Origin of the sequence: Stenotrophomonas sp. PS02289 (assembly GCF_029960115.1) — a bacterium.
Taxonomy (GTDB): domain Bacteria; phylum Pseudomonadota; class Gammaproteobacteria; order Xanthomonadales; family Xanthomonadaceae; genus Stenotrophomonas.
In genome coordinates this window covers 1-13,216 of the sequence record NZ_JASCOZ010000027.1, presented here as the reverse complement: position 1 = coordinate 13,216, position 13,216 = coordinate 1, and the positions used below count along the sequence as shown (strand labels likewise).

At 62.7% G+C, this 13,216-nt stretch carries 11 protein-coding genes and 1 pseudogene; 5 read left to right on the top strand and 7 right to left on the bottom strand.

All coding sequences use genetic code 11. The annotated features are described in order from the left end of the window. Positions 1 to 110 precede the first annotated feature (110 nt). From QMX83_RS06095 to QMX83_RS06085, 3 genes are all read left to right on the top strand, one after another. A complete protein-coding gene (locus tag QMX83_RS06095; RefSeq protein ID WP_033834877.1) occupies positions 111 to 1,208 on the top strand; it encodes a hypothetical protein in 1,098 nt (365 codons plus the stop codon). Positions 1,209 to 1,259: 51 nt separating this feature from the next. Further along, on the top strand, positions 1,260 to 3,239 hold the full coding sequence (gene betT, locus QMX83_RS06090; protein ID WP_282295757.1) for a choline BCCT transporter BetT: 1,980 nt from the start codon (positions 1,260 to 1,262) through the stop codon (positions 3,237 to 3,239). 122 nt (positions 3,240 to 3,361) lie between these two features. Further along, complete coding sequence (locus tag QMX83_RS06085) at positions 3,362 to 4,633, top strand: DUF2254 domain-containing protein (RefSeq protein WP_024957939.1); 1,272 nt, start codon at positions 3,362 to 3,364, stop codon at positions 4,631 to 4,633. Positions 4,634 to 4,705: 72 nt separating this feature from the next. Here QMX83_RS06085 and QMX83_RS06080 read toward each other — a convergent pair whose 3' ends face one another. Genes QMX83_RS06080 through QMX83_RS06060 form a run of 5 tightly spaced genes read right to left on the bottom strand, consistent with a single transcriptional unit; the run spans position 4,706 to position 7,726 of the window. Next, complete coding sequence (locus QMX83_RS06080; RefSeq protein WP_080353444.1) at positions 4,706 to 5,467, bottom strand: sulfite exporter TauE/SafE family protein; 762 nt, start codon at positions 5,465 to 5,467, stop codon at positions 4,706 to 4,708. 18 nt (positions 5,468 to 5,485) lie between these two features. Next, positions 5,486 to 5,923 carry a TIGR01244 family sulfur transferase gene (locus QMX83_RS06075; RefSeq protein ID WP_033834874.1) on the bottom strand — a complete coding sequence of 146 codons (438 nt, stop codon included), beginning with the start codon at positions 5,921 to 5,923 and terminating at the stop codon, positions 5,486 to 5,488. Next, a complete protein-coding gene (locus tag QMX83_RS06070) occupies positions 5,920 to 6,351 on the bottom strand; it encodes a DUF6691 family protein (protein ID WP_033834873.1) in 432 nt (143 codons plus the stop codon). The genes QMX83_RS06075 and QMX83_RS06070 overlap by 4 nt, the downstream gene beginning before the upstream one ends. Next, the gene (locus QMX83_RS06065; RefSeq protein ID WP_033834872.1) at positions 6,348 to 6,788 is read right to left on the bottom strand and encodes a membrane protein; all 441 of its coding nucleotides are present in this window, start codon (positions 6,786 to 6,788) and stop codon (positions 6,348 to 6,350) included. The genes QMX83_RS06070 and QMX83_RS06065 overlap by 4 nt, the downstream gene beginning before the upstream one ends. Further along, positions 6,785 to 7,726, bottom strand: a complete 942-nt coding sequence (locus tag QMX83_RS06060) for an MBL fold metallo-hydrolase (RefSeq protein WP_223224754.1) — start codon at positions 7,724 to 7,726, stop codon at positions 6,785 to 6,787. The genes QMX83_RS06065 and QMX83_RS06060 overlap by 4 nt, the downstream gene beginning before the upstream one ends. A gap of 172 nt (positions 7,727 to 7,898) precedes the next feature. Between QMX83_RS06060 and QMX83_RS06055 the strand changes: the two genes are divergently transcribed. Further along, positions 7,899 to 8,192 carry a metalloregulator ArsR/SmtB family transcription factor gene (locus QMX83_RS06055; protein ID WP_024957933.1) on the top strand — a complete coding sequence of 98 codons (294 nt, stop codon included), beginning with the start codon at positions 7,899 to 7,901 and terminating at the stop codon, positions 8,190 to 8,192. 266 nt (positions 8,193 to 8,458) lie between these two features. On the opposite strand, the pseudogene QMX83_RS06050 reads toward QMX83_RS06055, so the two are convergent. Further along, positions 8,459 to 9,358 (bottom strand): annotated as a pseudogene (locus QMX83_RS06050) (YifB family Mg chelatase-like AAA ATPase); the annotation flags it as partial. Between the two features lie 109 nt (positions 9,359 to 9,467). Next, entirely contained in the window at positions 9,468 to 10,157 is a 690-nt protein-coding gene (locus tag QMX83_RS06045) for a basic secretory protein-like protein (protein ID WP_282295754.1), read from the bottom strand. Between the two features lie 234 nt (positions 10,158 to 10,391). Between QMX83_RS06045 and QMX83_RS06040 the strand changes: the two genes are divergently transcribed. After that, positions 10,392 to 13,139, top strand: coding sequence for a TonB-dependent receptor (locus tag QMX83_RS06040; RefSeq protein ID WP_282295753.1), 2,748 nt, complete (start codon positions 10,392 to 10,394; stop codon positions 13,137 to 13,139). The last annotated feature ends 77 nt before the right edge of the window (positions 13,140 to 13,216 follow it).

Here is a 13,216-nt window from a genome sequence, read left to right as displayed (position 1 = left end):
GCTGTGGTCCCGCCAAGAATTCTTTGAGATCGCCAGTTTGAGGCATTGGATGAATCGACGTTAGACTCAAGCGCTTTCCGTAGCAGATCAGGGAGGCAAGGCGCATAACCGTGAGATCAATTCCCTTCATTGTCGCTGCCGCGTTGGCGGGAACTTCGCTGGCTGCAGAGGCTTCTGAGGATAACCTCCATAGAGATCCTTACTTTGATCCAGGAGGCGCCGTCAGGTTCAACTATGGCTGGCTCGACTACGGGCCGACCAGCCGCCTGCAGCTTGAACTGCTGCGTGCAGACCTTGACGCTGGAACCGGACCGTTTTCCTTCTCTGCCCAATACCGCTGGTACGATGGCTTCGACGCCGTGCATCACGCCTACGCGGGCTGGCAGTTCTCCGATGCTACCCAGCTCAAGGCAGGTATCCAGCAAGTCCCGTTCGGGCTGCTCCCTACCGTTTCGCAGAGCTTCTGGTTCGGCTCCGGCTACTACTTGGGCATTGAGGATGATTACGATCCGGGCCTTGTAGTGATTCACCGCACCGGCAGCACGACCTGGCATCTCGGCTGGTTCTCCGGAGACGAATACGGGTCCGGGGCTCGCTATGATCGCTACTCCTTTGATGTCGCGCAGACCGAGGCGTTGCCGTATCGTGAGCGGCAACGACTGCATGCACGCGTGGAGCGCGCGCGCGCCTGGGGCGGCGGCGAGCTGTTGCTGGGCGCATCAGCGTTTGCTGGCAAGGTGCAGAACACTCAGACACGGCGTCACTACGGTCATCAGGGCGCGGCCCTCCACGCACAGTGGCAGCGCGATGGTTGGACCGCGCAGTTGCAGTGGGCGCGGTACCGGTATGCCGTGCCCGGAGATCGCATCGCAATGTCGGCGTTCCAATCCCCCTTCCAGGTTGCAGCGCAGGCGGATGTGCCAAGCGCCAACATCGCCTATTCGTTCGGCCAGAAGGGCTGGCTGGATGACATCACCTGCTATAACAACCTCAGCATGACCCGCCCGGTCGGGCACCGCGCGGGCCTTCGTGATTCGTGGCAGAACGTGACCGGTTGCAGCCTGCAGAAAGGCATCATGCTCACCTATGTCGACTGGATCGCTGGCCGCAACATGTGGTTTGCCGGTGGTGATGGTATCGGCATCGACGAGGGAGGTCCTTCCCGCTGGCATTCACGGCTGAACTTCAACATCGGCTTCTACTTCTGATCGGCCTCGCGCAAGCCAGAGGCTTCTTCACCCAACAACACGGAGGTATCCATGCAGAGCACGGCTCCGCAACATCCCCCCGTTCGCCAGCGGATCCTTCCGCAGGTGTTCATTCCCACGGCAGCCATCGTCATCGCGCTGCTGGCGCTTGCTGCCATCGCGCCCGATATAGCCACGCGGTGGTTCACCGCGGCCAAGTCATGGGCTGCCAATGATGCAGGCTGGTTCACCATCCTTGCGGTGGCCGGCTTCCTGGTCTTCGTCGTCGGCGTCGCCATCAGCAGTTACGGCCGCATCAAACTCGGCCCTGACCACAGTACGCCGGACTACAGCTACGGCTCCTGGTTCGCCATGTTGTTCGCTGCCGGCATGGGCATCGGTCTGATGTTCTTCGGCGTTGCCGAGCCCATCATGCACTACGCCACGCCGCCGGTCGGCTCGCCCGAGTCGGCCGCAGCTGCCCGCCAGGCCATGCGCATCACCTTCTTCCACTGGGGCATCCACGCATGGGCGATCTACGCAGTGGTAGCGCTGTCGCTGGCGTACTTTGCCTACCGGCACAATCTCCCGCTGCGTGTCCGATCCGCACTGTATCCGCTCATCGGCGATCGTATCCACGGCCCGTTGGGGCATGCTGTAGACACGTTCGCCGCGCTGGGTACCATCTTCGGCCTGGCCACCTCGCTGGGGCTGGGCGTCATGCAGATCAACGCCGGCCTGAACTACCTGTTCGGCCTGGAGGTCAGTACGCTCGTCCAGGTTGGCTTGATCACCGTCATCACACTGGTGGCGACCGGCTCGGTCGTGGCTGGCCTGGACAGCGGCGTACGCAGGCTGTCCGAGCTCAACATGATCCTGGCGGCAGCGTTGCTGGCCTTCGTGCTGGTCTGTGGACCCACCGTGCACCTGATGCAGGCACTGGTGCAGAACACCGGCATGTACGTTTCCCAGCTGTTCTCGATGACCTTCAACCTTTATGCCTACGAACCCACGGGTTGGCTGGGTGGCTGGACGCTGTTCTACTGGGGCTGGTGGATTGCCTGGTCGCCCTTCGTTGGCATGTTCATCGCGCGCATCTCACGTGGACGCACTGTCCGTGAGTTCGTGGTGGGGGTGTTGCTTGTGCCGCTTGGCTTCACATTCCTCTGGATGACCATCTACGGCAACACCGCGTTGCACATGGTGCGGGCGGAGGGCATCCAGCAGTTGGTGCAGGCGATCTCAACCGACAGCTCGATGGCGCTCTTCGAGTTTCTGGAGCACCTGCCGCTGACCATGCTGACCTCTTCGCTGGCGGTCATCCTGGTTGCGCTGTTCTTCGTAACCTCAGCGGACTCCGGTGCCCTGGTAATCGACATGCTTACCTCGAAGGGTGAGCAGGAATCGCCGGTCTGGCAGCGGATCTTCTGGGCGCTGCTGGTCGGCGGCCTTGCGATTGCCCTGCTGGTGGCCGGCGGCTTGGAATCATTGCAGGCGGCCACCATTGCCAGTGCGTTGCCATTTACGATCGTCATGATCCTGATGTGCTGGGGACTGCTGAAGGCCATGCATCTGGATGCAACCAAGCGCTCGATCCTGCGCGAGGCACGTATCTTGCCGGGTACCAGCGAGGATTGGCGGGCGCGCCTGCGCCTGCTGGCGCACAATCCGTTGAAGATCGAGGTGACCGGCTTCATCGAGCAGCGTGTCATCCCAGCATTGGAAGAGGTTGCGGCTGAGCTGCGCAAGCAGGATCTGCCGGTCCAGGTCTCCAAGGGGGAGGATGGTCGTGCGTGGCTGCAGGTTGGCCATGGCGAGGAGATGGACTTCTTCTACTCGGTACGGCCCCAGCCCTATGAGCCGCCGACGTTCGCCCTGCAGGATCCCCGTCGGCCGGTCAGCGAGGGTACCCGTCATTACCGTGCGGAGGTCTATCTGCGGGAGGGCGGGCAGGACTACGACGTCATGGGATGGACCAAGGTTCAACTCATCCACGATGTGCTCGATCAATACGAGCGCCACCGTCAGTTCCTGGACAAGGTGCGCTCGTAGAATCTGCACACAGATGCCGCCCGGAGTAGCGGCATCTGCCTTGGGTCGGGCATGACCCTGCGTTGACGTGGCCTCGGCGCCCGGCCGTGCTATTGATGGTCGAACTTCCCAGGAAGTAGCCCATGCTCACCAGATTGAGGCTTGCAGCCAGCAAAGTTACAAAGCGGATGTGGTTCCGTTCGACCCTGTATGGCGCCCTAGGCATCATCACGGCGTTGGCGGGCGCGTTCCTGAAGTTCCTCATTCCCGTCGGCCTTGCCGCGCGGATCGGCGCAGATTCCGTCGGCAACATTCTTGGCATTCTTGCCGCGTCGATGCTGACGGTCACCACCTTCTCGCTGTCCACCATGGTCTCGGCCTACGGGTCCGCGTCCAGCAGCGCCACCCCGCGCGCGGCCCGCCTGCTGATCGAAGACACCCGGGCCCAAGGTGCGCTGGCCACCTTCATTGGTGCCTTCCTGTTCTCGATCGTGGGCCTCATCGCGCTCAGCACCGGCATCTACGGAGATAGCGGCCGGCTTGTACTGTTCGGGGCAACTATCGCGGTCATCATCGTCATCACAGTGACGTTGCTCCGGGCTATCGAGCAGTTCTCACGCTTTGGCCGCGTCGGCGAAACCATCGATCTGGTGGAGCGGGCGACCCAAGTGGCAATGAAGCGCCGCGCCGAGGAGCCTTCGCTCGGCGGAGCCAGTGCGGTTCGGGTAGGAGAGGGGGCGGTGCAGCTGGTCGGCGATCAGGTGGCCTACGTTGAACACGTGGATGTCGGGCGGATCAACGCCATTGCGCAGGAACATGATCTACGCGTTCATCTGCTCTGCCAGCCGGGTACGTTCGCAACCCCAACCCGTCCGTTGATAGCCATCGAGGGAAATCTACTTCCTGAAGTACAGAGTAAAGTGATCTCAGCCATTTCCTTTAGCGACGCGCGCTCCATCGAAAATGACCCACGGTTCGGGCTGGTCGTGCTTGCGGAAATTGCCCAGCGAGCCATGTCACCTGCGGTGAACGACCCTGGGACCTGCATCGACGTCATCGGGACATGTGTCAGGCTGCTCTGTGCATGGTCCAGCCACGGAGGGGACGCTGCGACAGGCGAGGTGCTGTATCCGCGCGTGCACGTGCAGTGTCTCGACGTACGCGACATGTTTGAGGACGCGTTCACTCCGATTGCCAGGGATGCCGCCGCGTCCCTGGAGGTCAGTATCCGGCTGCAGAAGGCCTTCGCAGCGTTGGCAGGGTCCTCGAATGAAGCGACAAGAGTCGCATCACAGGCGCATGCCCGCATCGCGTTGGAGCGCGGCCTATTGGCCATGGATTTCGAAGCTGATCGCGAGGCGCTTCGAGCCGTCGCATCTTATTTGACTCTGGAGGATGTGGACCACCGTTCGTAGTATCTTCCTATCAAAGCCTTTGAAGCGCTGCGCTGGCTATCAGTGCTCGGCTGTGGTCTGGAGCACATCCGGTCAGCTCACCTTCCACAGCATGTATGCGGCAGTAATGAAGATCAGTACTGCAAATACCGTGTTCAGAGCTCCACGATAGTTGGCCAGCTTCGTCGAAGTTGCTGCACCTGCAATACCGCCAGCCACGCCGGCAACGACGAAAACTGCCGCGAGCTTCCAGTTGACCAGACCTGTACGCGCGTAGTTCAGTGCGGTGGTCATGCCAAATGCGGCGACGGCGACGAGCGAGCTTCCGACTGCGGCGATCATCGGCATGCCCGTCGCGGCCACCAGTGCGGGCACGATGAGAAAGCCTCCGCCAATGCCAAAGAAGCCAGAAAGCCCGCCGGCGGTGGCGCCCAGCCCAATCAGCGCGGGCGCGTTGCCTCTGCCGAGCCGAGCGTCCGTGAGTCCAGGCGTGTTGCGCCTGCGAAGCATGGCGATGCCGACAACGATCATAGCCACAGCAAACAGCGCCAACAGGCTCCTGCCGTCGAACGCCTTGCCCAAGCTGGAACCCAGGTATGCGCCCGCGATCCCCGCCAGAGCGAAGACCGAGGCACAAGGCCATCGAACGTTCCCTCTACGGGCATGTATCACCAGATTCGACACCGCATTGACCGCTACTGCCAGGGCGCTGGTGCCGATAGCCACATGCGGATCTCCCACTCCGACCACGTAGAGCATCAGTGGTACCGCCAGGATGGATCCGCCCCCACCGACCACGCCCAGGACGAAGCCGACCAGGACGCCAGACAGGCCGCCCAGAACCAACTGCAGCAGAGATAGCGCTTCCATATGTCAGTCGCCGGACGCCGGGCCTTGCTGCAGCCGTGCTGCGATGGAAGAAAGGTCATAGCCTGCATCCGAAGCAACAGACAGGACGTGGTCAAACGCCGCTCCATTGTGAACGACTTCCGACAGCGCCCAAAGCATCGCAGCACGGGTGCCGGTTCTGCAGTACGCGGCAACAGGGCTTGGCAGCGCTTCGATCAACCTGGCAAAGGTATGCACCTGATCATCGGTAATGACGCCAGGCAGCGCAGGAAGATAGGCAAACTGCATGCCCGCCTGGTGGCAGGCGGCCTGCAGCGCATGGTGACTGGGCTGCTCCGGCTGTTCATCGTCGGGGCGGTTGCAGATCACGCTCGCAAAGCCCTGCTCCTTCAGGGCTTCAATGTCCTTTGGCAGGAGCTGGCCGGACACCTTGAGGCTGGCGGAGAGTGGCTTGAGGTTCATGGTTTTCCCGTAGTTGCAGTGGGGCGGTGAATGAGGCCATGCAGGAGCACGCCAGCGATCATTGCCGTGGCGAAGATGATCGCGAAGGGCTGGCCGGTTCCCAGCAACGCGATGGCTGGGCCGGGACATAGTCCGGCCAGACCCCAACCCAGGCCGAATATCGCCGCACCGATCACCAGGCGCCGATCGATGATGCGATGGGCGGGAATGTGCAGCGATACGGCAAGCAGCGGCGTTCTGCGGGCGCGTATCCACAGGTAGGCTGCGCCGGAAGGGATCAGTGCGCCCAGCATGACCAGCGCCAGGGAGGGGTCCCAGGCGTCGCTCACATCAAGGAAAGCAAGCACGCGGGCTGGGTTGGCCATATCGGATACGACCAGGCCCAATCCGAAGAGTGCGCCGCACAGGAACGCGGCTAGACGGATCATGCCGGGCCCCCGGTCGTAATCTGTACCAGGGTTGCCGTGGCCATGCCCACGAGCATGAACACGCAGGTCGCCACCACCGACCGCGGCGATGCCCGGCCCAGGCCGCAGACACCGTGCCCACTGGTACAGCCAGCCCCAAGGCGAGTTCCGTAACCCACCAGCAGTCCGGCGATCACCAGCACCACAGTTCCGTTTGCGGAGAGCGCCGGCAGGGGTATGGGTCGGGCCGCCAATGCCAAGCCTGACGCCAGGGCAAGTCCTGCCAGAAACAGGACTGCACCGCTGCGCCCGCCGTCACCCGTCATGCCCAGTGTCTTGGCAAGCAGTCCCGAGATGCCAGCAACGCGCCCGAGAAGGAGTAGATAGGCTCCGGCCGCTGTTCCGATCATGGCACCGCCAGCGAGCGGCCAATACCAGGCCAGGTGAGAGAGCGTCATAGCAGGTCCACCGGCAGCTTGAGATATCGCACGCCGTTTTCCTCGGGCTCGGGCAGATGGCCGGCGCACATGTTGACCTGCACTGACGGCAGGATCAGCCGTGGCATCGGAAGTGTGGCATCACGAGCCTCCCGCAGTTCCACAAACATGGCTTCGCTCACGCCCTCGTGCACATGCATGTTTGTTGCCCTTTCGGCACCGATGGTAGTTTCCCATGCGAAATGGTCCCGGCCGGTGGCTTTGTAGTCGTGGCACAGGAATACGCGGGCGGCGTCGGGCAGGAACAGCAGGCGCTGGATCGAGCGATACAACTGGCGCGCTGAGCCACCTGGGAAGTCGCATCGGGCAGTGCCGTAGTCCGGCATGAACAGCGTGTCGCCAGGAAATACGGCGTCGCCGATCACGTACGCCAGACAAGCGGGAGTATGGCCTGGCACGTGCAGCGACATCGCCTGCAGATTACCGATGCGGAAGGAGGCACCGTCGGCGAACAGGTGATCGAACTGGCTGCCATCCCGCTTGAATGCAGTACCGGCATTGAAGAGCTTGCCGAAGGTTTCCTGGACTGCGGTGATGTGTTCGCCAATAGCCAGCGCGCCTCCCACCTGCTCCTGCAGCCATGGAGCCGCGGACAGGTGGTCGGCATGCGCGTGGGTTTCCAGCAACCACTGCACCTGCAGGCGCTCGGCACGCACGTAGTCCACCAACGCCGATGCGGAGGAAGTGGACGTGCGGCCTGCGGCCATGTCGAAGTCCAGGACGCTGTCGATGATGGCGCACGCTGAAGAAGTTGGATCGCGTACGACGTGGCTGGCAGTGAACGTAGCAGGGTCAAAGAACGTCTTCACGGAAGGTGAGGGAAGCAGGCCGGCACGCGCATCGCTGACCAGGCGCACAGCCTGGTCCAAGGGGGCGTCTACCGCTACGGATGGGATCATGGCTGGCTCCAAGAGGCTTCGCGACCTGAGAATTACATAGTTACGTAATATGTGCAACTATTGAAATATGCTAGATTGGACGCGTGCCCGCATGGTCTTTGCATCACATCACCTGCCCAAGTTGCCCTTACCCGTGACCAGCCCCCCATTCAGCCCGTCAGACCTAGCCACGATGAAGGAGCGCGTGCCTGAAGTGGCCGAGTTGCTGCGCTTCATGGCCACCCCCTCGCGCCTGTTGCTGCTATGCCAGCTCGCGCAAGGTGAAATGACGGTGGGCGGACTGGAGGAAGCCACCGGCATTCGACAGCCGGCGCTCTCCCAGCAACTGGCCGAACTCCGTCAACGAAAGCTCGTAGCGACCCGACGGGAATCGCGGTCGATCATCTACCGCATGGAAGACCCGCGCGTTGCAGCACTGCTGGGCGCGATGCATGGGATTTTCTGCGTGGACGATGCATCAACTTGACGTGATCTAAAGCGTCCTGGAAGGGGCGGGCTGGACTTCCTGACCCAGGGAATTTAGGCAACTGGCGTAGTCTGCCCCAAAACCCTTTGGCCACAGCGGGCCCGAGGTCTGCTGCGGCCTAGGGGTATTCATGAGGGAGGGGGTGGCTGTCTGCTTCTGGTCGGAAACGGACCCCGCACATGGTGACTATGTGAAACGCAGTGAGTACTCCCTCTTCCCGTCAGAAGCCGACGTGTTGTCAGTCAACTTGACGACCTAAGGACGAACTCGTCCAGAAACAGCACGCCGTTGTGCGCGAGTGATATCTCGCCCGGGCGCGGGTACGAGCCGCCGCCCACCAGCGAGACCGCACTGGCGGTATGGTGCGGCGCACGGAAGGGCCGTTGGCGCCAGCGTGCGGTATCAATGCCGTTGCCGCTGCACGAGGTGATCACGGCGGTCTGCAGCGCCTCCGCTTCGGTCGCGTCCGGCAGAATGCCGGGCAGCCGCGAGGCCAGCAGAGTCTTGCCGCAGCCAGGACTTCCGAGCAGCAACAGATGGTGCCCGCCAGCGGCCGCCACCTCCAACGCGCGGCGGGCGAGATGTTGGCCGCGGACGTCGCTGAGATCGGGCACCTGTGCGGTGATCGCTTCTGCAGGAACGGCACGCGGCAGATCATGTGCCTGCAGTGACGCACACACCTCCAGCAAGGTGCGCCCAACCCGCACATCCGCCTCCTGAGCCAGCCCGGCTTCCGCACCGTTGGCGGCAGCCACAATGAGGCAGCGCCCGTCGTCGGCTGCCGCAAGCGCCGCTGGCAGCACGCCATCCACACCGCGCAGCTCACCGGTCAGCGCCAGTTCGCCCAGGAATTCATAGCGATTCAGCAGCAGCGGGTCGATCTGCCCACTGGCCCCAAGAATGCCCAGCGCAATGGCGAGGTCAAAGCGGCCGCCCTCCTTGGGCAGGTCGGCGGGAGCCAGATTGATCAGGATGCGCTGGTTCGGGTACTCGAACTGCGCGCACAACAACGCGGCGCGCACGCGATCACAGGATTCACGAACGGCAGCGGCGGGCAGACCCACCAGCGTGGTATGCGGCAGGCCGCCGCTCAACATCACTTCGATACGTACCGCCGGCGCATGAATGCCGATGCGGGCGCGGCTGTGCACCAGCGCTAGGCTCATGCGGGGCTCCGTAGTGTGGCAGGAGCCCGAAAGTCTGGAAGCATCTCGCGCCCGTGCCTATCAGCACGGGCAGCCACGCCATGTCAGGGATTTCTGCTTTGCGGTGGCTCTACTGCCGCGCGGTGTAGGCCTGCCATAGCGTCGGCAGGTCCTCACCGGTGTGTGCCTTCCACAGCGCAGGCGTGTAGCGGCCATTGCGCAGCGCCGAGTCGAGCGCCTTCACCAGACCCGGATGCGCGGCTTCGCCCCATTTCAGGAACGCACCGGTGACCCGGTACCCGGTGTCCGCCTTGTGCTCCGGCTTGACCTGCGTGGGCAGCGCCCAGCCTCCGGCGGCGTTGTCGACACCGTACTGGTCGCGGGCATAGTCCGCGATGCCCTCCACCAACCACGAAGGTGCCCGCTCGCTGGCGTAGCCGGGATACCCCTGCACGATATGCATGCCTTCGTGGGTCACCAGATCCGTGTCATTGGGGTGCTTCTGAAGCCAGCCCGGATTGATCGTGATCGTGGCCGACTTTTCCTTCTCGCCTACGTAGGCGACGCCGTCATAGGACGGGTCCATCACGATGCGCACGCTGGACGGTGCCGAGGGATGGAAGTCGTGTCGCTGGCGTGGGTAAGTGGCGAAGAAGGTGGCGATGATCCGGTCACGCACATCCGTGGCCGTTGAGCCGCTCGGGTCCTGATAGGTCAGTGTGACGCCGTCGCGGGTCTGTTGAATGTCGGCCGCGTATGCGCTGGAAAAGACGAAGCTTGCAGCAACCACAGGGACGATCAGGCAACGGCGCAGACGCATGGGCGGCACTCCAGGACGTGATGGGCAACCGCGCTGATCCTGCAACAAGGCCGTGGCCCGCCGCAAGTGCCATTTCGTTCGATCTAAGCGTCTGAAAATGGTTTCATTTCAAATTATTGACAATGTATTTAGATCGATCTAGAAAATCTCCACCCCCACGCCCCACGGAACCTGCACACACCCACTCTCCTGCGCCTTGCCGCGCCGGGAGACCTCGTACTGGAGATCTGCAAGATGAAGCGCACGTTGCTGTCGTTGCTGGTGTCATCCGTACTGCTCCAACCGCTGCTCGCACAGGCACAGACATCCCCGCCTGATGAGGAAGCTGCGGCCCCGACCACTCGACAGCTGGATGCCGTGAACGTCACCGGCTCGCTGATTCCCCGCGCGCAGATCGAAGGGCCTTCCCCGGTGACCACCATCACTGCCGAGGAGATCGAGGCGCAGGGCTTCACCACGGTGTTCGATGCGCTGCGCTCGATGCCCATGGCCAACGGCTCCGTGCAGGACTCCCAGGGCACCGGCTTCTACACCCCGGGTGCCAAGACGGTCAGTCTGTTCGGACTGGATCCCAGCTACACGCTGACCCTGCTCAACGGACGTCCGCTCAACAGCTATCCACTGGCCTACAACGGCAATACCAGCATCGTGGACATCGCCAACATCCCGCTGGGCATGGTTGAGCGCATCGACGTTCTCACCGGTGGGCAGTCGTCGGTGTACGGCTCGTCGGCCGTGGCAGGCGTCATCAACATCGTGCTGAAGGACAAGGTGGAGGGCACGCACTTCCGCTACCGTGTCGGTGGCTACAGCGATGGCGGCGGTTCCAGTCAGCGCTTCATCTTCAGCAGCGGCCATTCCTTCGGCAACCTGGATATCAGCTACGGGTTGGAATACACCAAGCAGAAGCCGATCTTCGCTTCCGACCGCAGTTACATCGACAGCGTCAACGACAGCCCGACCGGCCCACAGGACCCCTCGCGCACCTTCCTGCGCATGCAGATGTCGCCCAACGGCTATATCGATCCCGGCCAGGCGACCTGTGCGCCGCTGTCGTACCTGTTCGGTGGAAGCACCAGCTATGCGCATCGCAACGCGGCAGGAACTGGCTACTACTGCGGCAGCCCCAACAATGTTGGCACGGCCACGCTCTACAACAAGAGCGAGGACGTGAACGCCACCACGTTCTTGCGCTACCACCTCAGCGAAACTACTGAGCTGTACTCGGACATTCTTTTCAGTTTCAGCCGGCCTACGTACTCCGGTGGCAGCCCGTTCTGGAACAAGACCTTCTACAACCAGGCCAGCGGCAACTACGAGCAGTGGCAACGCATCTACGCGCCCGAAGAAGTGGGACTGGATGCAAAGGACCAGCGTGTCTACACGCGCTCACTGAACATCACCGCCGGCGCACGCGGCGGGCTGGGCGACACCGGCTTCGACTACGATGTGTATATCAACCGGTCCAGCACCGACGTTACCCGCAAATCAACCGACTTCCTGGCCACCGGCGGCATCGACGACTATTACCTCGGGCCACAACTGGGCAAGGTCAACGGCTACGACGCCTATGCACCCAATCTGGATCTGCTGTACCAGCCATTGACGCGGCAGCAGTATGACCAGTTCAGCGGCATCAACCGCGCCGCGTCCTCGGCCACCCGCACCGGCGTGACCGCGCTGGTGACCAACACGTCGCTGTTTGGCCTGCCTGCAGGCGACGTCGGCTTTGCAATGATCCTTCAGGGCACGCGTGAGAAGTTCTTCAACCAATCGGCCGATCCGAATGCCGGCGTCCTCTTCCGCGGCCAGACGGCGGGCACGTCGGCAGAAGGCCAGCGCGACCTGTACGCGGTGGGCGCGGAACTCCAGGTGCCGATCTTCGACACATTCAGCGCCAATCTGTCCGGGCGCTATGACAAGTACGCGCTCCAGGGCGGCGGCGGAAACGGCAAGGCGACCTGGAAGCTGGGCCTGGAGTACCGCCCGGTGGAGTCGCTGCTGCTGCGTGGCAGCTACGCAACAGCGTTCCGTTCGCCCGACATGTTCTACCTGTACTCGCGCGAGAGCAGCGGATACACCACCAACGTGGACACCTTCCTGTGTCGCCAGGCCGGATACACCTCGGAGAACTACGATGAGTGCCCACAGTCCTCGCTGCAGGTGCTGTCCTCCAGCACCGGCAACCGTGACCTGAAGGACATCACGGCCGAGACCTTCACCTATGGCTTCGTCTGGTCCGCGCTGGACAACGCGTTGAATCTCTCGGTCGACTACAACTCGGTGAAGATCGAGAACGAAGTATCCATTCTCGGCACCGACAGCATCCTCACCACCGAGGCCAACTGCCGGCTGGGACGTTCCGAAAACGGCGACGTGGCCTTTGACATCAACTCGCCCACCTGTCAGCAGATCCTTGCCCAGGTGCAGCGCCTGCCCGGCACCGATCCGCTCAATCCGAACGGAGTTTCCAAGGTGTTCTCCTATCCGATCAACCTGGCCAAGCAGCGTCAGACGGGCATCCAGGCGTCGGGCGACTATCGCTGGAGCGCCGGGCGTGCGGGCGAGTTCGGGGTGAACGCCGGCTACTACCGTCCGCTGAAGCATGAGCTTCAACAGCAGGAAGGCGATCCGGTGCTGGACATGCTGTGTTGCGCCAACTCCAACGAACTGCACTACCGCGCCACTCTGGGGGCGAGCTGGAGCATCGGTGATTTCAGTACCAACGTGTTCGGCGTGCGCAACGCACGCACCTGGAATTCCGCTGGCGAGGAGCGCAACATCGGGCCGTGGACGACCTGGAACGCGACGGTCAACTACCGCATCAACAAGCTGGCAAGCGTGCTGTTGACCGCCAACAACCTGACCAACGAGCGGCCGCCGCGGGATTACACCAACGGCAACTGGCCGTACTACGACCAGGGCGTGTACAACGCCTTCGGACGTTCAATGTTCGTCGAGCTGTCGCTGGACTTCCAGTAACGCAGGATCGGGGTGGCCGCTGCTGTGGCCACCCCGCTACCCCTTACTGCTTGGCGAACTGTCCCCGACGCCAGGCC

Excerpts from the sequence above, each read along its gene's own strand:
- betT (WP_282295757.1), top strand. The coding sequence starts at position 1,260 with ATGCAGAGCACGGCTCCGCAACATCCCCCCGTTCGCCAGCGGATCCTT.
- QMX83_RS06085 (WP_024957939.1), top strand. The coding sequence starts at position 3,362 with ATGCTCACCAGATTGAGGCTTGCAGCCAGCAAAGTTACAAAGCGGATG.
- QMX83_RS06075 (WP_033834874.1), bottom strand. The coding sequence starts at position 5,923 with ATGAACCTCAAGCCACTCTCCGCCAGCCTCAAGGTGTCCGGCCAGCTC.
- QMX83_RS06070 (WP_033834873.1), bottom strand. The coding sequence starts at position 6,351 with ATGATCCGTCTAGCCGCGTTCCTGTGCGGCGCACTCTTCGGATTGGGC.
- QMX83_RS06065 (WP_033834872.1), bottom strand. The coding sequence starts at position 6,788 with ATGACGCTCTCTCACCTGGCCTGGTATTGGCCGCTCGCTGGCGGTGCC.
- QMX83_RS06060 (WP_223224754.1), bottom strand. The coding sequence starts at position 7,726 with ATGATCCCATCCGTAGCGGTAGACGCCCCCTTGGACCAGGCTGTGCGC.
- QMX83_RS06055 (WP_024957933.1), top strand. The coding sequence starts at position 7,899 with ATGAAGGAGCGCGTGCCTGAAGTGGCCGAGTTGCTGCGCTTCATGGCC.
- QMX83_RS06045 (WP_282295754.1), bottom strand. The coding sequence starts at position 10,157 with ATGCGTCTGCGCCGTTGCCTGATCGTCCCTGTGGTTGCTGCAAGCTTC.
- QMX83_RS06040 (WP_282295753.1), top strand. The coding sequence starts at position 10,392 with ATGAAGCGCACGTTGCTGTCGTTGCTGGTGTCATCCGTACTGCTCCAA.